The organism is Pseudomonas sp. GW822-FHT03F04 (genome assembly GCF_058801405.1).
The window spans coordinates 150,625-172,145 of the sequence record NZ_JBXANF010000004.1 but is presented as its reverse complement, the minus strand read 5'-3'; the positions used below and the strand labels follow the sequence as shown (position 1 = coordinate 172,145).

Annotated in this window: 20 protein-coding genes; 15 read left to right on the top strand and 5 right to left on the bottom strand. The window is 60.3% G+C overall.

Translation table 11 applies throughout. The features are described from left to right. Positions 1-74: 74 nt before the first annotated feature. Complete coding sequence (locus tag AC1RMX_RS10400) at positions 75-632, bottom strand: cysteine hydrolase family protein (RefSeq protein WP_102621508.1); 558 nt, start codon at positions 630-632, stop codon at positions 75-77. A 147-nt stretch (positions 633-779) separates the two neighbouring features. On the opposite strand from AC1RMX_RS10400, the gene AC1RMX_RS10395 reads away from it, so the two are divergent. The 9 genes from AC1RMX_RS10395 to AC1RMX_RS10355 all read left to right on the top strand — a co-directional run bounded on the left by AC1RMX_RS10395 (position 780) and on the right by AC1RMX_RS10355 (position 11,270). After that, positions 780-1,424: a glutathione binding-like protein gene (locus tag AC1RMX_RS10395; protein WP_192559946.1), complete on the top strand. Its 645-nt coding sequence runs from the start codon at positions 780-782 to the stop codon at positions 1,422-1,424. A 144-nt stretch (positions 1,425-1,568) separates the two neighbouring features. After that, positions 1,569-4,019: a penicillin acylase family protein gene (locus AC1RMX_RS10390; protein WP_096819540.1), complete on the top strand. Its 2,451-nt coding sequence runs from the start codon at positions 1,569-1,571 to the stop codon at positions 4,017-4,019. Between the two features lie 128 nt (positions 4,020-4,147). Then, positions 4,148-5,182: a ligase-associated DNA damage response exonuclease gene (locus AC1RMX_RS10385; RefSeq protein WP_493071740.1), complete on the top strand. Its 1,035-nt coding sequence runs from the start codon at positions 4,148-4,150 to the stop codon at positions 5,180-5,182. Continuing rightward, positions 5,179-6,867, top strand: a complete 1,689-nt coding sequence (locus AC1RMX_RS10380; protein ID WP_493071738.1) for an ATP-dependent DNA ligase — start codon at positions 5,179-5,181, stop codon at positions 6,865-6,867. Before AC1RMX_RS10385 ends, AC1RMX_RS10380 begins: the two co-directional genes overlap by 4 nt. A 219-nt stretch (positions 6,868-7,086) precedes the next feature. Next, the gene (locus AC1RMX_RS10375) at positions 7,087-7,869 is read left to right on the top strand and encodes a transporter substrate-binding domain-containing protein (protein ID WP_096819543.1); all 783 of its coding nucleotides are present in this window, start codon (positions 7,087-7,089) and stop codon (positions 7,867-7,869) included. A gap of 56 nt (positions 7,870-7,925) precedes the next feature. Further along, positions 7,926-8,654: an ABC transporter permease gene (locus AC1RMX_RS10370; protein WP_096819544.1), complete on the top strand. Its 729-nt coding sequence runs from the start codon at positions 7,926-7,928 to the stop codon at positions 8,652-8,654. Then, positions 8,651-9,361, top strand: coding sequence for an ABC transporter permease (locus tag AC1RMX_RS10365; RefSeq protein WP_096819545.1), 711 nt, complete (start codon positions 8,651-8,653; stop codon positions 9,359-9,361). Before AC1RMX_RS10370 ends, AC1RMX_RS10365 begins: the two co-directional genes overlap by 4 nt. A gap of 12 nt (positions 9,362-9,373) precedes the next feature. Further along, positions 9,374-10,492, top strand: coding sequence for a succinylglutamate desuccinylase/aspartoacylase family protein (locus AC1RMX_RS10360; RefSeq protein ID WP_493071735.1), 1,119 nt, complete (start codon positions 9,374-9,376; stop codon positions 10,490-10,492). 13 nt (positions 10,493-10,505) lie between these two features. Continuing rightward, a complete protein-coding gene (locus AC1RMX_RS10355) occupies positions 10,506-11,270 on the top strand; it encodes an ABC transporter ATP-binding protein (RefSeq protein ID WP_096819547.1) in 765 nt (254 codons plus the stop codon). 98 nt (positions 11,271-11,368) lie between these two features. On the opposite strand, the gene AC1RMX_RS10350 is transcribed toward AC1RMX_RS10355, so the two are convergent. Together AC1RMX_RS10350 and dcd are read right to left on the bottom strand one after the other, a co-directional pair. Beyond that, complete coding sequence (locus tag AC1RMX_RS10350) at positions 11,369-11,578, bottom strand: hypothetical protein (protein ID WP_096819548.1); 210 nt, start codon at positions 11,576-11,578, stop codon at positions 11,369-11,371. Between the two features lie 106 nt (positions 11,579-11,684). Beyond that, entirely contained in the window at positions 11,685-12,251 is a 567-nt protein-coding gene (dcd, locus tag AC1RMX_RS10345; RefSeq protein WP_096819549.1) for a dCTP deaminase, read from the bottom strand. A 354-nt stretch (positions 12,252-12,605) separates the two neighbouring features. Here dcd and AC1RMX_RS10340 point away from each other — a divergent pair, with 354 nt between their 5' ends. Both AC1RMX_RS10340 and AC1RMX_RS10335 read left to right on the top strand, forming a co-directional pair. Next, entirely contained in the window at positions 12,606-12,815 is a 210-nt protein-coding gene (locus tag AC1RMX_RS10340) for a cold-shock protein (RefSeq protein WP_002554837.1), read from the top strand. A gap of 131 nt (positions 12,816-12,946) precedes the next feature. Continuing rightward, positions 12,947-14,407 carry a toxin-antitoxin system YwqK family antitoxin gene (locus AC1RMX_RS10335; RefSeq protein ID WP_493071733.1) on the top strand — a complete coding sequence of 487 codons (1,461 nt, stop codon included), beginning with the start codon at positions 12,947-12,949 and terminating at the stop codon, positions 14,405-14,407. Between the two features lie 60 nt (positions 14,408-14,467). Here the strand turns inward: AC1RMX_RS10335 and AC1RMX_RS10330 are convergent, their stop codons facing one another. Next, positions 14,468-15,475: a DUF481 domain-containing protein gene (locus AC1RMX_RS10330; RefSeq protein WP_096819550.1), complete on the bottom strand. Its 1,008-nt coding sequence runs from the start codon at positions 15,473-15,475 to the stop codon at positions 14,468-14,470. Positions 15,476-15,610: 135 nt separating this feature from the next. Between AC1RMX_RS10330 and AC1RMX_RS10325 the strand changes: the two genes are divergently transcribed. The 4 genes from AC1RMX_RS10325 (at position 15,611) to AC1RMX_RS10310 (ending at position 20,399) form a co-directional block, all read left to right on the top strand. Beyond that, complete coding sequence (locus AC1RMX_RS10325; protein ID WP_170929612.1) at positions 15,611-15,994, top strand: MGMT family protein; 384 nt, start codon at positions 15,611-15,613, stop codon at positions 15,992-15,994. A gap of 43 nt (positions 15,995-16,037) precedes the next feature. After that, positions 16,038-17,597, top strand: coding sequence for an AmpG family muropeptide MFS transporter (locus AC1RMX_RS10320; RefSeq protein ID WP_096819551.1), 1,560 nt, complete (start codon positions 16,038-16,040; stop codon positions 17,595-17,597). A 115-nt stretch (positions 17,598-17,712) separates the two neighbouring features. Beyond that, complete coding sequence (locus AC1RMX_RS10315) at positions 17,713-19,428, top strand: proline--tRNA ligase (protein ID WP_102621515.1); 1,716 nt, start codon at positions 17,713-17,715, stop codon at positions 19,426-19,428. 17 nt (positions 19,429-19,445) lie between these two features. Further along, on the top strand, positions 19,446-20,399 hold the full coding sequence (locus AC1RMX_RS10310; RefSeq protein WP_096819553.1) for a hypothetical protein: 954 nt from the start codon (positions 19,446-19,448) through the stop codon (positions 20,397-20,399). A gap of 48 nt (positions 20,400-20,447) precedes the next feature. Here AC1RMX_RS10310 and dinB read toward each other — a convergent pair whose 3' ends face one another. After that, positions 20,448-21,509 (bottom strand): DNA polymerase IV, encoded by a 1,062-nt coding sequence (gene dinB, locus AC1RMX_RS10305; RefSeq protein ID WP_096819554.1) that lies wholly within the window; start codon positions 21,507-21,509, stop codon positions 20,448-20,450. Positions 21,510-21,521 lie beyond the last annotated feature (12 nt).

Here is a 21,521-nt window from a genome sequence, read left to right as displayed (position 1 = left end):
TCGGGCGAACATTCGTTTCGCCCGTTAGATCGCTATCGCGGGCCTGCTCGCGATAGCACTGTCACCTGCGGCTTTCAGCCTGCCGCCAGAATTCGCCCGCTGCTGACCACCGTCGCATACTCCCCGTGCAGATTCCCCAGCGACATCCCGTGCACCTCTTCTGCCGAACGCGGCGTGCCGAAATAATCGGCCTTGTCGAAGGTAAAGCACGCATCCTCCGCCACCCACGCATCAAACCCCAGATTGCCCGCAGTGCGCGCCGTGGACTCCACTGAGTTGTTGGTGGCCACGCCGACGATCACCAGTTGCTCGATTCCCGCCTCACGCAACTTCGCTTCAAGCTTTGTTGCACAAAACGCGTCCGGCACCTGTTTCTGGATCAGCCATTCGCCGTCCTGCGGCAAAAACCTTTCCTGAAATTCCACACCTGACTGCTCGGGCCAGAACACCGATTCCGGCGAGTGTGACAAGTGCTGCACGTGGATCACCGGCCGGCCGCTGCGCCGCCAAAAGTTCAGCAAGTCGAGGATTCGCTCTTCGGCCAACGGATTATTCCGCCGCCCCAGACGCGGCTCCAGAATGCCTTTTTGCTGGTCGATGATGATCAGTGCAGCGTTGGCCTTAAGCTCCATGGCGATTTTTCTCACGCGGGGTCATTGAATTTCCCGCACTTGAGCATCACTTCCTGCCACTAAGCAAGCTATCGAACGCACACAGGACAACCTGAAGCCGGCGTTTGCTGTCCGCACGTAAGCCATTTTCCTGATTTGGAGCTTTCCATGATCGACCTGTATTACTGGACCACGCCCAACGGCCACAAGATTTCCCTGTTCCTCGAAGAGGCCGGCCTGCGCTACAACGTGCACCCGATCAACATCAGCCAGGGCGAGCAGTTTCAGCCACACTTCCTGAAGATCGCTCCGAACAATCGCATCCCGGCCATCGTCGACCATGAACCGGCCGATGGCGGCGAGCCGTTGTCGCTGTTCGAGTCCGGGGCGATTCTGCTGTACCTCGCGGAAAAGACCGGCAAGTTCCTGCCCAAGGACCTGCGTGGTCGCCAGGTGGCGCTGCAATGGCTGTTCTGGCAGATGGGCGGGCTGGGGCCGATGGCCGGGCAGAACCATCACTTCAGCCAGTTCGCCCCGGAAAAAATCCCCTACGCGATCAAACGCTACATCGATGAAACCGCCCGTCTGTACGGGGTGCTGGACAAGCAACTGGCCCACAATGAGTTCGTCGCTGGCAGCGAATACAGCATCGCCGACATGGCGATCTACCCGTGGATCGTCTCCCACAAATGGCAGAGCCAGAACCTGGAAGACTTCCCGAATGTGCAGCGCTGGTTCAACCACATCAAGGATCGCCCGGCGACCGTGAAGGCCTACGCGTTGGTGCAGAAGATCAATCCGCCGAAGGCCTGAGTCACCCGGCCTGATCGTTCCCGTACGCGGGAACGATCAACGGGAAGAAATAACCGCTCGCCCCGCTTGCGCGGCCCCCTCCTGCTCACTAACGTAGCGGCTTTATTGCGCCCCCAGCCTCTACACCCCCGCAGGAGCTTTGCCATGGCCTCGCCAGCCCTTTCACATTTTCTTCCCCGGTTCGGCGTTGCCGCAGCAGTGACCGGTGTCTTGAGCCTCTCCGGTTGCCAGACCTGGAACGCTCAGGACACCCTCCCGCCCACCTCCGGCGTGCAGCCGCTCAAGGGCCTGGCGCAGAACGTTTCGGTACGCCGCAATGCCATGGGCATGCCGCTGATCGAAAGCAATAGCTTCCATGACGCGTTGTTCGCCCTCGGCTATGTGCACGCCAGCGACCGCATCAATCAGATGGTCACCCTGCGCCTGCTGGCCCAGGGTCGTCTGGCGGAAATGTCCGGCGCGTCGATGCTCGACGCCGACCGCTACATGCGCGCCGTCAACCTGAAGAAAAGCGCCGGCGAGCTGTACAAGGCCTCGTCGCCACGGCTCAAGCGCTTCTTCGAGGTCTATGCGCGGGGCGTCAACGCCTACCTGTTCCGCTACGCCGACAAGTTGCCGGGTGATCTGGCCTCCAGTGGCTACAAGCCGGAGTACTGGAAACCGGAAGATTCGGCGCTGATTTTCTGCCTGTTGAACTTCAGCCAGTCGGCCAACCTGCCGGAAGAAATTGCTTCGCTGGTGCTGGCGCAGACCGTCACCACCGACAAACTCGCCTGGCTGAATCCGTCCGCCCCTGACGAAAACCTGCCGGTGGCCGAAGCCGACAAGTTGCAAGGCATCAAGCTCAACGGGCAGATTCCCGGCCTGAGCGAACTGAGCAACGCCAGCGAACAACTGGCGGCGATGAATCTGCTCGGCGCCAGCACTTCGAACAACTGGGCGATTGCCCCGCAACGCAGCCGCAGCGGCAAGAGCCTGCTGGCCAGCGACAGTCATGGGCCGCTGGCCGCGCCGTCGCTGTGGAGTTTCGTGCAGATTCACGCACCGAAATATCAGGCCGCCGGCGTGACCGTCGCCGGTCTGCCGATGGTGCTGGGCGGATTCAACGGCAAAGTGGCGTGGAGCCTGACCAGCGTGTTCGGTGACAACCAGGACCTGTTCTTGGAAAAAATCCGTCGCCAGGGCAGCAGCCTGACCTACGAGGTCAACGGCAAATGGCAGCCACTGGGCGTGCGCAACGAAACCTATTTCGTCAAAGGCCAGCGGCCGATTCGCGAAGCGGTATACGAAACCCGCCACGGCGCGCTGCTCAACAGTGCCCAGGCCGCGGCTCAAGGCGCAGGTTTCGGCCTGGCCTTACAGACCCCGAGCTTCACCGATGACAAATCCCTCGATGCGTTTTTCGATCTGAGCCGCGCGCAGACCGTTGAACGCGCCTCCGACGCGAGCCGGGAAATCCGCGCCATCGCGCTGAACCTGGTGTTTGCCGATGCCAGCAACATTGGCTGGCAAGTCACCGGACGTTTCCCGAACCGCCGCGAAGGCGAAGGCCTGCTGCCATCGCCGGGCTGGGAAGGTCGCTACGACTGGGACGGTTACGCCGACCCGATGCTGCACCCGTACGATCAGGACCCGAGCCAGGGCTGGCTCGGCACCGCCAACCAGCGCGTCATTCCTCACGGCTACGGCATGCAACTGTCCAACTCCTGGGCAGCGCCGGAACGTGGCGAGCGCCTCGCCGAACTGGCCGGCGGCGCCAAGCATGACGGTCGCAGCATGATCGCCATGCAGTACGACCAGACCACCACCTTCGCCACCAAGCTGAAGAAGATGTTCGAAGCCCCGGGCATGGCGCAGCCGCTGAAACAGGCGATCGACGCTCTGCCGGAAGCGGACCGCAGCAAGGCCCGCGAGGCCTTCACCCGTCTGATGGCGTTCGACGGCAAGCTCAGCCCGACTTCCGCTGACGCGGCGATCTACGAGCTGTTCCTGCAGGAAAGCATGAAGCAGATCTTCCTCGACGAGCTTGGCCCGCAAAGCAGCCCGGCGTGGAAAGCGTTTATCGCCAATGGCGATCTGTCCTACGCCGCCCAGGCCGACCACCTGCTGGGCCGCGAAGACAGTCCGTTCTGGGACGACGCCCGCACGCCGCAAAAAGAAGACAAACCGGCCATCCTCGCCCGCAGTCTGGCAGCGGCGATCAGCGCCGGCGACAGTCAGTTGGGTGGCGATCACAAAGCCTGGCAGTGGGGCAAACTGCACCGCTACGAGTGGAAGAATGCCAACAGCCAGACCGTTCGTGGCCCGCTCGCGGCGGGTGGCGATCACACGACGCTGAATACGGCGGCGTTTGCCTGGGGTCAGGACTTCAACACCACCCGTGCGCCATCGATGCGCTTTATCGTCGACTTCGGTCAGAGCGAACCGCTGATGGGCCAGAACGGTACGGGGCAATCGGGTAACCCGGTGAGCCCGAACTACCTGAACGGCATCGATCCGTGGCTCAAGGGCCAGTACATCGGTCTGCCGATGCAGCCGCAGAACTTTGATCGGGTGTATGGCAAGACGCGGTTGACCCTCACTCCCGGCAAGTAAGCGCGATCCCCTTGTGGGAACCAGTCTTCTGGCTCCCACAAGGGTTTTGTGATGACCCGAAAAAACAATCGAACTTCTGACTTCACGCAAACCTCATAGCTAACAAGTCCCTCCATTCCGGTAACGCCATGGACCTTGTTATCGCCCGCCCCGAAGGCCTGTACTGCCCCGCCGGGGATTTCTACATTGATCCGTGGCGCCCGGTCGAACGCGCGGTGATCACTCATGCCCACGGCGATCATGCCCGCACCGGCAACGCCCACTATCTGGCCGCCAGCGCCAGCGAAGGGGTTCTGCGCGCGCGACTGGGTCAGGACATCAACCTGCAAACGCTCGAGTACGGCCAGCGCCTGACTCACCACGGTGTCACCTTGAGTTTTCACCCCGCCGGGCACGTTCTGGGTTCGGCTCAGGTACGTCTGGAATACGGCGGTGAAGTCTGGGTCGCGTCCGGCGACTACAAGATCGAGCCCGACGGCACCTGTGCGCCCTTCGAGCCAGTGCGTTGCCACACCTTCATCACCGAATCGACCTTCGGCCTGCCGATCTACCGCTGGCAGCCGCAAGCGCAAGTGTTCGGCGAGATAAACCAGTGGTGGCAGGCGAATATCGAGGCCGGCAAGGCCAGCGTGCTGTTCTGCTATTCCTTCGGCAAGGCCCAGCGAATCCTGCACGGCATCGACGAAACCCTCGGCCCGATCCTCAGCCACGGCGCGGTGGAACCGCTGAACCGGGTCTATCGCGAGGCGGGTGTGTATCTGCCACCGACGATCTACGCCGGCGACGTGAAGAAAAACGATCCGTTGCTGCGTCAGGCGCTGGTCATCGCCCCGCCCTCGGCCGGTGGCAGCAGCTGGATGCGACGTTTCGGCGACTACAGCGACAGTTTCGCCAGCGGCTGGATGCGCCTGCGCGGCACCCGTCGGCGGCGCGGCGTGGATCGCGGTTTCGTGCTCTCGGATCACGCCGACTGGCCCGGCCTGTTGTGGGCCATCGAACAGACCGGCGCCGAACGGGTGATGGTCACCCACGGATCGATCGGTGTGCTGGTCCGCCACCTGCGCGAACAAGGGCTGGACGCCCAAGGCTTCAACACCGAATACGGTGACGATGAACAAGACAACATCGCCGTCGAACCCGCCGTTGCCGAGGTGCAACCATGAAAGACTTCGCCGGGTTGTACGCCGAACTCGATGCCACCACCTCCAGCAAGGCGAAACTGGCGGCCATGCAACGCTACTTCGCCACGGCTGCGCCGCAGGATGCGGCCTGGGCGGTGTACTTTCTGTCGGGCGGACGACCACGGCAACTGATCCCGGTGCGAATTCTGCGTGATCTGGCGGTCGAGTTGTCCGGGCTCGAGCCGTGGCTGTTCGAAGAGAGCTATCAAGCCGTCGGCGATCTGGCGGAAACCATCTCGCTGGTACTGCCGGAAAATCCGCACACCTCCGAGGCCGGTCTCGCCGAATGGATCGAACAGAAACTGCTGCCGCTACGGGGTGAAACCCCGGAGTACCTGGCCCGACAGTTGCCGGCACTGTGGGCGCAACTCGACCGGCCGAGCCTGATGCTGTGCATCAAACTGATCACCGGCAGTTTTCGGGTCGGCGTGTCCAAACTGTTGGTAACCCGCGCCCTCGCGTCGATGGCCGGGCTGGACAGCAAACGCGTGGCGCAACGATTGGTGGGTTACACCGATCTGTCCAACCGGCCGAACGCCGCCAGTTATCTGAAACTGATCGCCCCCGAATCCACCACCGAGCACGCCCAGCGCGGCGGTCAGCCTTATCCGTTCTTTCTCGCCCACGGTCTGTCACAACCGGTCGAACAGTTCGAAGCCCTGCTCGGCCCGGCCAGCAACTGGCAAGTTGAATGGAAGTGGGACGGCATCCGCGCGCAAGTGGTCAAGCGTGATGGACGCCTGTGGATCTGGTCCCGTGGCGAAGAACTGGTAACCGAGCGCTTCCCCGAACTCGACAGCCTTGTCCACGGTTTGCCCGACGGCACGGTGATCGACGGCGAAATCGTGGTCTGGAAAAACTCGCATCCCACCACCGAAGATGTGTTCGACCCGCAATCGACAGCGCCACCCGCGGTGCAACCCTTTGCCCTGCTCCAGCAACGGATCGGCCGCAAGACCCTGGACAGGAAAATCCTCGAAGACGTGCCTGTGGTCGTCCTCGCCTACGACTTGCTGGAATGGCAGGGCGAAGACTGGCGCAACCAACCGCAATCCCGACGCCGCGAGCAACTGGAGCACGTCATCGCGCAGTGCAACAACCCGGTGCTGCTGCCCTCCCCGGTGCTGACCGGCAGCGACTGGTTCGACCTCGCCCGTCAACGCGAAGCCTCCCGGCGACTGGGCGTCGAGGGCATGATGCTCAAGGCCCGGGACGCGATGTACGGCGTCGGTCGCACCAAGGACATGGGCGTTTGGTGGAAATGGAAAGTCGACCCGTTCAGTGTCGACGCGGTGCTGATCTACGCCCAGCGCGGGCATGGCCGGCGCGCCAGCCTGTACAGCGATTACACCTTCGCGGTATGGGACGGCCCGCCCGGCGCCAGCCCGCGCGCGCTGGTGCCCTTCGCCAAGGCCTATTCCGGGCTCTCGGACGCGGAAATGCGCGAAGTCGACAGCATCGTGCGCAAGACCACCGTGGAAAAATTCGGCCCGGTCAGCAGCGTGACGCCCAGCCTGGTCTTCGAGCTGGGTTTCGAAGGCATCGCCCTGTCGCGCCGGCACAAGAGCGGCATCGCCGTGCGCTTTCCGCGCATGCTGCGCTGGCGCCAGGACAAGACCGTCGACGAAGCGGACAGTCTGGCGACCTTGCAGGATCTGCTGGTCTGATTCCTGTCCCGTAAAAGCCCTTCCTGCGCTTAAAAGGTGCAACGCTTTTTCGGTGCCCGTTTTCGGGCACTGTTGCGGCTGCGCCCTCACTTCCTACACCTTTTAAAACACTTGTTCGGGACTCTGGTTCGGAAATTGCTACTTTCTATAAGTCGTAAGCGTTCCAGTAACAATAATTCTGCGCCACAAGCGCTCATATTGGTTCTTAGGGATTGAATAATGAAAAAAGCATTGCTGACCCTTTCTGCACTGGCGTTGTGCATGGCCGCCGGTTCCGCACTGGCCAAGGAATACAAAGAGCTGCGTTTTGGCGTTGACCCTTCCTACGCACCGTTCGAGTCGAAAGCGGCCGATGGCAGTCTGGTGGGCTTTGACATCGACCTGGGCAACGCGATCTGCGCCGAGCTGAAGGTCAAGTGCAAATGGGTCGAAAGCGACTTCGACGGCATGATTCCGGGCCTCAAGGCCAATAAATTCGACGGTGTGATCTCGTCGATGACCGTCACCGAAGCCCGCGAAAAAGTCATCGACTTCTCCAGCGAGCTGTTCTCCGGCCCGACTGCGTATGTGTCGAAGAAAGGTTCGGGCATCACCAACGACGTGGCCTCCCTGAAAGGCAAAACCGTCGGCTACGAGCAAGGCACCATTCAGGAAGCCTATGCCAAAGCCGTGCTGGACAAGGCCGGCGTGAAAACCCAGGCCTACGCCAACCAGGATCAGGTGTATTCCGACCTGACTTCCGGCCGTCTCGATGCGGGCATTCAGGACATGCTGCAGGCCGAACTGGGCTTTCTGAAGTCGCCACAGGGCGCCGAATACGCAGTCAGCGAGCCGGTTGACGCACCGTTGCTGCCAGCCAAAACCGCTGTCGGTATTAAGAAAGGTAACACCGAGCTGAAAGCGCTTTTGGATAAAGGTATCAAAGCGTTACACGACGACGGCAAATACGCCGAGATTCAAAAGAAACACTTTGGCGATCTGAATCTGTACAGCGGCAAATAATGCCCCGGCGCCCATCCTCGATGGGCGCCTTTTTCATTCAGTCAGGTTGCTGATTTATGTTCGAAAACCTCTTACAAAATCTGGGGCTCTCCGCCTTCAGCCTCAAGGGCTTCGGTCCTTTGCTGTTGGAAGGCACCTGGATGACTATCAAATTATCGGCATTGTCGCTGTTGGTGGCCGTGTTGCTCGGCCTGCTCGGCGCCAGTGCCAAGCTGTCAAAAGTCAAACTGCTGCGCCTGCCCGCCCAGCTCTACACCACGCTGATTCGCGGGGTGCCGGATCTGGTGCTGATGTTGTTGATCTTCTACAGCCTGCAAACCTGGCTGACGACGCTCACCGACTACATGGAATGGGAATACATCGAAATCAATCCGTTCAGCGCCGGGGTCCTGACCCTGGGCTTTATCTACGGTGCGTATTTCACCGAAACCTTCCGTGGCGCGATCCTCGCCGTACCGCGTGGCCAGGTTGAAGCCGCCACGGCGTACGGGCTCAAGCGCGGACAGCGTTTTCGCTACGTGGTGTTCCCGCAAATGATGCGTTTCGCCCTGCCCGGCATCGGCAACAACTGGATGGTGATGCTCAAGGCCACCGCGCTGGTCTCGATCATCGGCCTGGCCGATCTGGTCAAGGCTGCCCAGGACGCCGGTAAAAGCAGCTATCAACTGTTCTTCTTTCTGGTACTCGCCGCCTTGATCTACCTGCTGATCACCAGTGTTTCCAACGTCATCCTGCGCTGGCTCGAACGCCGCTACGCCGCCGGTGCCCGGGAGGCCGTACGATGATCGAACTCCTGCAGGACTACTGGAAAGCCTTCCTTTATACCGACGGCCAGAACATCACCGGGCTGGCGATGACGATGTGGCTGCTCAGCGCTTCGATCTTCTTCGGTTTCATCGTGTCGATTCCGCTGTCGATCGCCCGTGTCTCGTCGCACTTCTACATCCGCTGGCCGGTGCAGTTCTACACCTACCTGTTCCGTGGCACGCCGCTCTATATCCAGCTGCTGATCTGCTACACCGGCATCTACAGCCTGGCCGCCGTGCGCGCACAACCGCTGCTCGACAGTTTCTTTCGCGATGCGATGAACTGCACGATCCTGGCCTTTGCCCTCAACACCTGCGCCTACACCACGGAGATCTTCGCCGGGGCGATCCGCAGCATGAACCACGGCGAAGTCGAAGCGGCCAAGGCCTACGGCCTGACCGGCTGGAAGCTGTATGCCTACGTGATCATGCCGTCGGCGCTGCGTCGCTCGTTGCCGTACTACAGCAACGAAGTGATCCTGATGCTGCACTCGACCACCGTGGCCTTCACCGCGACCATCCCGGACATCCTGAAAGTCGCGCGGGACGCCAACTCGGCGACCTTCCTGACGTTCCAGTCGTTCGGCATCGCCGCGCTGATCTACCTGACCATCACCTTTGCGCTGGTCGGCCTGTTCCGCCTCGCCGAACGCCGATGGCTGGCCTTCCTCGGGCCGACTCACTAGGACCTCTCTGCAATGCGCCACCAGATACATGACCTGCTGGCCCCGCTGCCGGGGACCGCACGACAGATCCACAGCTTTCACTTCGGCCCGGACAAGGCCCAAGGCAAGATCTACATCCAGTCCTCGCTGCACGCCGACGAACTGCCCGGCATGCTCGTGGCCTGGCACCTCAAGCAGCGCCTGGCGGAGCTGGAAGCCGCTGGCCGCCTGCGCAGCGAAATCGTGCTGGTGCCGGTGGCCAACCCGGTCGGCCTCGAGCAGGTGCTGATGGACGTGCCACTGGGCCGCTACGAACTGGAGAGCGGGCAGAACTTCAATCGCTGGTTCGTCGACCTCAGCGAAGAGATCGGCAACGAAATCGAATTGCAGCTCTGCGACGACCCGCAGCGCAACCTGGAACTGATCCGCACCAGCCTGCGCAACGCCCTCGCCCGGCACACCGCCACGACTCAACTGCAATCCCAGCGCCTGACCCTGCAACGGCTGGCCTGTGACGCGGACATGGTGCTGGACCTGCACTGCGATTTCGAATCCGTCGTCCACCTTTACACCACGCCCGAGGCCTGGCCGCAGGTCGAGCCGCTCGCGCGCTACATCGAATCCCGGGCGAGCCTGCTGGCGACCGATTCAGGCGGCCAGTCGTTCGATGAGTGCTTCACCCTGCTGTGGTGGCAATTGAAGGAACGCTTCGGCGAACACTTCGAGATTCCGCTGGGCAGTTTCTCGGTCACCGTCGAACTTCGCGGCCAGGGGGACGTCACCCATCCGCTGGCCAGCCGTGACTGTGAAGCCCTGCTCGATTACCTGATTCACTTCGGCGCCATCGCCGGCGAGCCGAAACCCCTGCCGGATCTGCCGCTCCCCGCCACGCCGCTGGCGGGTGTAGAGCCGGTCGTGACACCGTTCGGCGGGCTATTGGTGTACACAGCCACGCCTGGCCAGTACCTGGAAGCCGGGCAGAAAATCGCCGAAATCATTGACCCGATCACCGACCGGGTCACGCCAGTCCATTGCACCGCTTCCGGTCTGCTCTATGCCCGCTCGCTGCGGCGCATGGCGACGGCCGGCATGGTGATCGCCCACGTCGCGGGCGCCGAAGCCTATCGCAGCGGCTACTTACTTTCGCCTTGAGGATGCCTGTCCCATGTACAAACTGACCGTAGAAGGCCTGCACAAAAGCTATGGCGACCATCAGGTGCTCAAAGGCGTTTCGCTCAAGGCCAAGACCGGTGACGTGATCAGTCTGATCGGCGCCAGCGGCTCGGGCAAAAGCACCTTTTTGCGCTGCATCAACTTTCTCGAACAACCCAACGACGGCGCGATGAGCCTCGACGGCCAGGCGATCCGCATGGTCACCGACCGCCACGGCATGCACGTCGCCGACGCCAATGAACTGCAACGCCTGCGCACGCGGCTGGCGATGGTGTTCCAGCACTTCAACCTGTGGAGCCACATGACCGTGCTGGAGAACATCACCATGGCCCCGCGCCGGGTGCTGGGCTGCAGCAAACAGGAGGCCGACGACCGCGCCCGTCGTTATCTGGACAAGGTTGGCTTGCCGGCACGGGTGGCCGATCAGTACCCGGCCTTCCTGTCCGGCGGCCAGCAGCAACGGGTGGCCATTGCCCGCGCGTTGGCGATGGAGCCGGAAGTCATGCTGTTCGACGAGCCGACCTCGGCACTCGACCCGGAACTGGTCGGCGAAGTGCTGAAGGTGATTCAGGGCCTGGCCGAAGAAGGCCGGACCATGATCATGGTGACCCACGAGATGAGTTTTGCGCGCAAGGTGTCGAGCCAGGTGCTGTTCCTGCACCAAGGGCTGGTGGAAGAAGAAGGCGCGCCGGAGGAAGTGCTGGGTAATCCGAAGAGCGAACGCCTGAAGCAGTTTCTCAGCGGCAACCTCAAGTAAGCCCGCAGCCCTGCCGGCAGGGTCCCCACAACGAAATATGGCCCGTCGGCTGAAGTCTTTCAGGACATCAGCCGACGGGCCATGCATTCACTCACGGATCAGGCAACGGGCGCCGGTGGCGGTTTATCCGGCAACGTAGGCTCGCCGGGTTCGGTCGGCTCTTCGTTGGGGGTGTCGGGATCAGGCTGGTGAGGGATTCCGCCGGCCGTGGTGATGGGCGGGTGTGCCAGCAACGACCAGGCCAATACGCCAACCTGATTGGGCTCGAGCCTTGCCAGTTCGGCAGTGATTTGCGGATCGATCTTCATGGAGCACTCCTCGGCGAAGGCCCGTTGCGCTGTTCGCGAAACGGGCAGTACACCCCATAGAGTGTCTACCCGCCGAAGAATTCCCGGTAACTGCCGGATGGACGGCTCAGGTGCGCGGCAGGGTCACGCCACGCTGGCCCTGGTACTTGCCGGCACGGTCCTTGTAGGAGACTTCGCATTCCTCGTCGGATTCGAGGAACAACATCTGTGCCACACCTTCATTGGCGTAGATCTTCGCCGGCAGGTTGGTGGTGTTCGAGAACTCCAGGGTCACCTGGCCTTCCCACTCAGGCTCGAGCGGGGTGACGTTGACGATGATGCCGCAACGGGCGTAGGTGCTTTTGCCCAGGCAGATGGTCAGGACATTGCGCGGAATACGGAAGTATTCAACGGTCGTGGCCAGGGCGAAGGAGTTCGGCGGAATGATGCAGACGTCACTGTGAACGTCGACGAAGCTGCCGGCGTCGAAGTTTTTCGGATCGACGATGGCCGAATTGATGTTGGTGAACACCTTGAAATGACTGGTGCAACGCACATCGTATCCGTAGCTCGACACACCGTAGGAGATCACACGGCTGTCGTCGCTGCCGCGCACCTGGCGCTCGACGAACGGCTCGATCATGCCGTGTTCCTGCGCCATGCGGCGAATCCACTTGTCCGATTTGATGCTCATGGCGGGGTGTCCTGAATAGCGAGGTGGAAAAAATCTGTCCGGCATCTTACCGGGCGCGCCGCCGGGTTCAAAGTCCGGGCTGCAATTCTCGCCGAACGTGCAGGAAATACGCGGCCTGGCGACGAACCGTCACACCGCCGATCCTTAAAACAGAGAAACCTTCGCAAGAAGCATTGGCACGTTCCGGAAAAAGGGTTAAGGTGGCGCCACTGTGCTGCTTGTGTCACTGAGAATCTCTACACGATATGTTGAATTTCGATCCAACCATCTACAAGAATTTTTCCTGCTCTTTGCACTCAGTCTCGGCCAGGGTTCTTCCTGAGTCGCAGTTATCTTTGTTCAAGGAGTTACACCATGTCTAATCGCCAAACCGGTACCGTTAAGTGGTTCAACGATGAAAAAGGCTTCGGCTTCATCACTCCACAATCCGGTGACGACCTGTTCGTTCACTTCAAAGCTATCCAATCCGACGGCTTCAAAAGCCTGAAAGAAGGCCAACAGGTTTCTTTCATCGCTACCCGCGGTCAGAAAGGCATGCAAGCTGAAGAAGTACAAGTTATCTAACTTGTAGCTTCTTTAGTAAAAAGCCCCGCCCTCAAAAGCGGGGCTTTTTTGTGTCCGCAAGTTTTGTTCGCCCCTGCCTGCACCTCAGCTCTATATGATCCGCGCCCTGGAATTCACATGGAAGAAGCAGGATGCAGTTCATTTCTTGGAAAGCGCTCAACGCGCTACTGCTGGTACTGGCGCCACCACTCAACGCCGATGCAGAGCCGGCCCCTGAACATCCCACAGTAATTGTCGGGATGAACCCTAGAGCAACCTATCTGGCCAAAGGTCCAGAGGTAAATGGCCACGCGTCCATGCAGCTTAGAGCTGCCGCACTACTGACCCTTGAAACGCCTCACTCATGCGGGAGCAATGAGGTCTACCTCACGCCGGAGTCATTAGGAATTCCCAACGAATCGTTTCGCCGCGCACTCGGAGAAGTTCAGGACTTGATCGACCAAAAAGTCCCACTCCTGCTGACGCTTTCGGCGTGTGAGCGAAAGCGAGCCTTTTTCAAAAAGGTACGCCCCTGTACTTCTGAAGAATGCGTCGACCTCATGACTCCCCTAGTGGATGGCAAACTTTATCTCGACGAACACTTCGCTCCCGTTGGTAGAGTCAGGGCGTCGTACTACCTCAAAATGCCGATGACCTATGACGGCAAACTCCAAGCATGGAATGCGCAAATCTTCTATCAGGACAGCCAGGCCCTGCGCAGCGACTACTTTGTCGATAACGAAGATTTCGTTTCAGGAAAACCAGTCCACACCTACAAGTCCTACTATCAAAACGGCAAGCTGCGCAAAAGCTACCGGAACGACGCCAGCGGCCAGCTTCAGGGAGAAGCGATGATGTATGCCGAAAATGGCACCGTCATCAAGCGGGAGAACTACCTCAACAACGAGCTAGAAGGAACTCAATCCATCTACCATGACAATGGCAAGCTTGCCGAGTCCTACAAATGGCATTTAGGCAAACGAGTAGATGGCGAGTACCCCAAATATGATGAAAATGGAGCCCTGATAGGCCGAACGAGCTACCGGAACAACGTGTGGGACGGCCCTAGCCTCGGTTACTTCCCGAACGGAAAGCTGCGCTACAGCACCCTTTTCGTGAACGGCAAATCAGAGGGCCCCACCACCTACTATTTTGAAGATGGAACAAAACAGTTCACCCGAAACGATGTGAATGGCAAACCAGTTGGCTGGATGGTCACATATTTCATCGACGGCAAAGTAAAGGAAAAAGAGTTCTACAAAGATGGAAATCGACTGAGCTACGAGCAATGGACTCAGCAAGGCGTGCAAACGCTGCAATGGCAGTGGGACGCACAAAACCGCAAGCAAGGGGACTTCAAGCGGTGGTATGAATCTGGCCAGCTAAAAGAACATCAAAAATATCAGGATGACAAACTTCAAGGCTCGTCCGCTACGTGGCACGAAAACGGTGAGATGGCGTCGTCTGCCGGCTACGTAGATGGAAAAGAACATGGCCCGATCCACTTCTGGAGAGACAACGGCAGTCTGAGCTACGAATGCCAATACCTGATGGGCAAAAAGCTGGAAAAATGTACCTACATTTCCGCCAAGGAAGATAAATCGAAGAAATAAAAACAAAGAAGCCCTGCAACTCTGAAGCTGCTGGGCTTGCTTCCACCTCGGAGTACAGCCTTACCAGGCCACGCCAAACCCGGCGGTGTAGCGGGTCTTGTTCAGATCAGCATCCTTGGTACCACTGATGATGTCACGCTCGGCCTTGAGATTGAGCGAGGCCCAGTCCGTCACCTTGTAGCGCAGGCCCACTTCCGAATCCAGGGCATAGTTGGCGACGTCCGACAGTGGCTTGCCAATCTCGCCGGTGGTGAAGAACTGCACCTTCTTGCCGATCAGGTAGCGGTTGTAGTCCCACTTCATCGCGACGGAATAGAAGTTGTCCTTGCCGCCATCGCTGTACTCGTAGTCGGTGCGGTTGAGCAGTGAGCCGAGCGAGAACGCCCCCAACTCGTCATCCCAGAACTGGTAGCCTGGACCGGTACCGACCACCCGCTGACGCGACAGCTCTTCGACGTAATCACGCTTGTAGTTAAGACGCCCCTGCCAGAACCATTTGTCGGTGAGGAAGCGGTCCAGTGCGTATTCAGCACGCCAGTTGTTGGTGGTCACCACCTCATCCTGGACTTCGCGGTTGTACTCGCCCTCAGCGGTATGACGCCAACGGCCATGGCGCGCCGAGGTCTTGAAGCCGATGTCGTAGTCATTGGTGTCTTTTTCAGCACGCTGATAATCCAGGGCCAGGTCGACATTGCCCTTCCACACGAGATCCTCGACCACGGGCTTGGGCTTGAGAATCTGCTGGATGCTCGCCAGCTCGACGGTTTTCGGCGCTTCACCGTTGGCCAGGGTGACCTTGCCGTCTTCGGCGGCGGTCAGCGACTTGGCTTTCTCGCCGTTGTAGGCGTCCTGCTTGACCAGCAGTTCCTGATCACTTTCCAGCGTCTTCACCTGCTTCCAGTCGATGGTGACCGCACCGGCGTACTGGGTCTGGACCAGCAACTTGCCGCCGTCGAACAGGGTGATTTTGCCGCTCAGCTTGTCACCGTTCTTCAACCAGACGGTATCGGCAAGCAAGGGCGTGGACGCACTGAAGACAGCAAGGCACAGCAGGGTTCTGGACAACATAAGCGAATCGGGAGCTCAAGTTTGCGAAAAAAGGGTCGGCATTATCCGTAGGAATAATCCCCTGACAAGGAATGACTCGGCTATTTCTGTTGAGTTCATTTCTCAATTGCCCGATGACGGATTAACCTTTAACCCATGAATCGACCCTGTTCAGGAACGGCGCACGTGACAGACCCGATACAAGCCTGCGAAAACGATCCGCAAATCCGACGCACGGCACTCTACTCGACCCTTGCCCAGGTACCTGAGGGCAAGGTCGTCAGCTATGGTCAGTTGGCTGAACTCGCCGGGTTGGGGCGCGCCGCCCGCTGGGTCGGCCGCACCCTGAGCCAATTACCCGGCGACACGAAGCTGCCCTGGCACCGGGTACTCGGTGCCGGCGGTCGGATCAGCCTGCCGGTGGGCAGCCCTTCCGGAGATGAGCAGCGGGCACGATTGCGTATGGAAGGCGTTACCATCCTGAACAATCGTGTGGATATTCGGCGTCATGGCTGGCGTCCGGTAGAGCACAGCGGTTAGAGTGCGCGCTTTGTTTTCGCAATCTTGAGGCAGACTTCAGCCCATGCCCCGTAAAACCTGGCGCGCCGCGCTCGCCGCCTATGCCAGTCCTTCGACGCTCGTGCTGTTGTTGCTGGGTTTCGCCGCCGGCCTGCCGTACATGCTGGTGTTCTCGACACTTTCGGTCTGGCTGCGTGAAGCCGGTGTAGCCCGTGAGACGATCGGCTATGCCAGTCTGATCGGTCTGGCTTATGCCTTCAAATGGGTCTGGTCACCGCTGCTCGATCAATGGCGCCTGCCGTTGCTCGGCAAGCTGGGGCGACGCCGTTCGTGGCTGGTGCTTTCGCAATCGCTGGTGATCCTCGGCTTGATCGGCATGGGCTTCTGCGACCCGCAGAAACATCTGTCCTGGCTGATCGCCATCGCCGTGATCGTCGCCTTCGCCTCCGCCACCCAGGACATCGCTGTCGACGCCTATCGCCTGGAAATCGCCGAAGACAACCGCCAGGCCGCGCTGGCTGCCAGTTATATGTCCGGCTATCGAGTCGCTGCCCTGCTCGCGACCGCCGGCGCCTTGTTTTTCGCCGAAGGCTTCGGCTCCACCGGGTTCAACTATCAGCATTCCGCCTGGACCGGCACCTACGTGCTGTTCGGCGCATTGATGGTCCCTGCCCTGCTCACCACACTGCTGATGCGCGAGCCACCCGTGCCGTTGCGCACCCAGTTGCAGGCCGGGCGCTATACCTTCATGCATCAACTGATGTCGGTGTTCGTGCTGATCGTCCTGCTGGTCTCCGTACCGGCCATGTTCACCCAGCTCTACAACACCGATTTCGCCAGCGTGCTGTTCGGCACCATGAGCCCGCTGGACCTGCTGCTGGAAGACCGGGCGTTCCTGCGCGCCATCCTCTATACCCTGCTGACCGGCCTGTGCCTTTCGACCATGGGTCGCCGTGGCCTGGCGCCGGTGCTGACCCCGGTCAACGACTTCATCCTGCGCTACCGCTGGCAGGCCCTGCTGTTGCTGGGCTTGATCGCCACCTATCGAATGTCGGATACGGTCATGGGCGTCATGGCCAACGTGTTCTATATCGATCAGGGTTTCACCAAGGACCAGATCGCCAGCGTCAGCAAGATCTTCGGCCTGATCATGACGCTGGTCGGTGCAGGCATGGGCGGCCTGCTGATCGTGCGCTTCGGCATCCTGCCGATCCTGTTCATTGGCGGCGCGGCGTCGGCAGGCACCAACCTGTTGTTCGTGATGCTGGCCGACATGGGCCCGAACCTGAAGATGCTGATCGTGACCATCTCCCTCGACAACTTCAGTTCGGGCATGGCCACGTCGGCGTTCGTCGCTTACCTGTCCAGCCTGACCAACCTGAAATTCTCCGCCACCCAGTACGCCCTGCTCAGCTCGATCATGCTGTTGCTGCCTCGCCTCATCGGCGGCTACTCCGGGGTGATGGTGGAGAAGTTCGGCTATCACAACTTCTTCATGATCACCGCACTACTGGGTGTCCCGACGCTCGTGCTGATCGCCTTGCACTGGTTCCAGGAGAGCCGTCGCGAAGGCCCGACGCCGACACCGGAACCCGTGCCGACGCCGGTCGCCGAAGAATCGTAAGACATCTCGCACCCGGCGGGAGGGTTCCCGCCGGGCCTGCACTTCTGTACGTCGGCAGCTCTCGCCGGTACACTGCTCCGTCATTTCCAGTCATAGCAACCGACAACGGCCAACCATGCGCACCAGTCAATTTTTGCTCGCCACACAGAAAGAAACGCCTTCCGACGCGGTCGTGATCAGCCATCAGCTGATGCTGCGCGCCGGCATGATCCGCAAACTCGCCTCGGGCCTGTACACCTGGCTGCCGATGGGCTTGCGGGTTATGCGCAAGGTAGAAGCCATCGTTCGCGAAGAGATGAACGCCGCCGGCTCTCTGGAAGTGTTGATGCCGAGCACCCAACCGGCCGAGCTGTGGCAGGAATCGGGTCGCTGGGAAGAATACGGCCCTGAGTTGCTGCGTTTCAAAGACCGTCACGGTCGCGATTTCTGCGCGGGCCCGACCCACGAAGAAGTGATCACCGATCTGATGCGCAACGAGTTGAGCAGCTACAAGCAGTTGCCAATCAACCTGTACCAGATCCAGACCAAGTTCCGTGACGAAATCCGCCCACGCTTCGGCTTGATGCGCGGCCGTGAATTCATCATGAAGGACGCGTACTCGTTCCACGCCGACCAGGCGTCGCTGCAGGTCACTTATGACCGCATGCACGAAGCGTACTGCAACGTGTTCACACGCCTTGGCCTGAAATTCCGCCCGGTTGAAGCCGACAACGGCTCCATCGGTGGTGCCGGCTCCCACGAATTCCACGTACTGGCCGAGTCCGGTGAAGACGATATCGCCTTCAGCAACGGCTCCGACTACGCCGCGAACATCGAGAAAGCCGAAGCCGTACCGCGTGAAACTTCCCGCGCGGCGCCGGCCGAAGAACTGCGCCTGGTCGATACCCCGGACACCAAGACCATCGCGGCCCTGGTGGAGAAATTCAATCTGCCGATTGAAAAGACCATCAAGACCCTGATCGTGCACGCCGAAGAAGAAGGCAAGCTGATCGCTCTGGTGATCCGTGGCGACCACGAACTCAACGAAATCAAGGCTGCCCAGCAACCTGGCGTCGCCAGCCCGCTGGTCATGGCGTCCGACGCTGAACTGCGTGACGCCATCGGTGCCGGCGCCGGTTCTCTCGGCCCGCTGAACCTGCCGCTGCCAATCATCATCGACCGTTCGGTCGAGCTGATGAGCGACTTCGGCATCGGTGCCAACATCGACGACAAGCACTACTTCGGCGTGAACTGGGAGCGTGATCTGCCGGTTCCGACCGTGGCCGACCTGCGTAACGTCGTGGCCGGCGACCCGAGCCCGGACGGCAAGGGCACTCTGGACATCGCGCGCGGCATCGAAGTCGGGCACATCTTCCAGCTGGGCAACAAGTACAGCAAGGCGATGAAGTGCGAAGTGCTGGGCGAGAACGGCAAGCCTGTGACCCTGGAAATGGGCTGCTACGGCATTGGCGTGTCCCGCGTGGTGGCGGCGGCCATCGAGCAGAACAACGACGAAAACGGCATCATCTGGAGCGACACCCTGGCGCCGTTCCAGATCGCCCTGGTACCGCTGCGCTATGAAACCGAGCAGGTGCGCGAAGCCACCGACAAGCTGTACGCGGAACTGACCGCGGCCGGCTTCGAAGTGCTGCTGGACGATCGCGACAAGAAGACCAGCCCGGGCATCAAGTTCGCGGACATGGAGCTGATCGGCATTCCACACCGGATCGTGGTCAGCGACCGCGGTCTCGCCGAAGGCAACCTGGAATACAAGAGCCGTACCGAAGGCCAGGCGCAAGCGCTGCCGGTTGCCGACGTACTGTCCTTCCTTCAGGCCCGTATCCGCCGCTGAAACCAGATAGAGACCTCATGTTCAAGCGAAACACCTTAGGCCTCGGAGGCGCCACCTTGTGTGGCGCCCTGCTGGTCAGCGGCTGTGCCAATCACATGTCACAGCGCAGCGAGCACGAAGAGCGGGTCGAGCGAAAGCTGCTCGATCACAGCCTGCAGATCGATGTCGGTGAGCCTAAGGTGCTTGAGCTGCCGCAACGACGCGTGAAGATCAACGAGCAGAAAACCTTCGAAGTCACCGAGTTCGAAGTCACCCGTCGTTATGACCGCTACACGCCTTACCAACCCTGGCGCGAAATCTACGAGATTCCGCTGGGTGCAGTGGCGGTGGTGGCCGGTGTCGGCGCGAATGTGGTCAACGTGTTCGCCCTCGGCACCCTGCCGGACAGCGTGACCAAGGACTGGCTGAGCTACGGATTCGCCGGGCTCAATCCGTTCATGAACGTGCAGTCCCATGGTCGTGCACAGCAGAACCTGGCCGGTATCGATGAAGTCCAGCGCGACAAGCGCATGGAGTATTCGAGCCTGCCGTGGAGCGAGCGCCCGGTACAGGTCAAGGCCGGCAAGCAGACCTTCGACATGACCACCGACCGTAACGGTGTGTTGCGCCTGAACCTGCTGGACAGTCCGTTCGCCGAGAACGATCTGAATCATGTGGGCAAACTGCAGATCAGCGTCGAAGACGCCAAGGATGACGTGCATTCCGACTCGTCCCTGACGATCAGCAGTCATCTGCGCGGCAAATTGCTGGAAGCACACGGGCTGATTTACGACGATCTGGAAGACGACGAAGTGAGCCAGTGGGTTCACCGGGTCAAGCGTCTGTCGGAATTGGGTCTTGAAGAAGAAGCCAGTGAGCTGGAGCAAAGCCTGATCGAACTGACGCGTAACGATCCCGAGTTGCAGGCTGAGTTTCTCAAGTCTCTGACCAAGGATGCCGGGCGACTGGTGGCGGATCCAGGTCCGAACTGAAAGCCGCTTTAAAGGAGCCCGAACCTGTTTCGGGCTTTTTTATGCGCGCTACCGCTCAAACAACTCCATTTGTTCAAAACCGCCGCGCAAATCCTCCAGCCGCACGCCCACCCCAAGCAGCCGCACCGGTTTGCCACCGCGATTGAACGCCTGCGTCAGCATCAATTGGTAACTGCCCAGATCCCGCCCTGCCCCGGCCTGTTCCAGTGTGGTCTGGGTGAAATCGTGAAACTTCACTTTGACGAACGGCTTACCCGGCCGGTAACTGCTGTCGATCCGCGCCATACGGGTTTTCAGGGTTTCCAGCAGTTCAGGGAGCTTGTCCAGGCAACTGCGCAGATCCGGCAGGTCCACGTCGTAGGTGTTTTCGACGCTGATCGACTGACGACGACTGTCGTTATGCACCTGACGGTCATCTATCCCACGCGCCAGGCTCCACATCCGCTCGCCAAAACTGCCGAATTCACGCACCAGCGCCAGCTTGTCCCACTCGCGCAATTGCAGACAGTCGTTGATACCGAGCTTGCCCAGCTTGTCAGCGGTGACTTTGCCGACACCGTGCAACTTGCTCACCGGCAGACCGCTGACGAAGTCTTCGACCTGGTCCGGGGTGATGACAAACAGGCCGTTGGGTTTTTTCCAGTCACTGGCGATCTTGGCCAGAAACTTGTTCGGCGCGACGCCGGCCGAGACCGTGATGTGCAATTGATTGGAAACCCGGCGCCGAATGTCCTGGGCGATTCGCGTGGCGCTGCCACCGAAATGCGCGCTGTCCGAGACATCCAGGTAGGCCTCGTCCAGCGACAGCGGCTCGATCAGGTCGGTGTAATCGCGAAAGATCGTGTGAATTTCCTTCGACGCCTCACGGTAAGCATCCATCCGCGGCTTGACGATGGTCAGGTCCGGGCACAGTTTCAAGGCATGCCCGGAAGACATCGCCGAACGAACGCCGTAAGCCCTCGCCTCATAGTTGCAGGTGGCGATCACCCCGCGTCGGTCCGCCGAACCACCGACCGCCAACGGCTTGCCGGCCAGACGCGGATCGTCCCGCATCTCGATGGCGGCGTAGAAACAGTCACAGTCGACGTGGATGATTTTTCGCTGAGTCATGGCAGAAAAGGA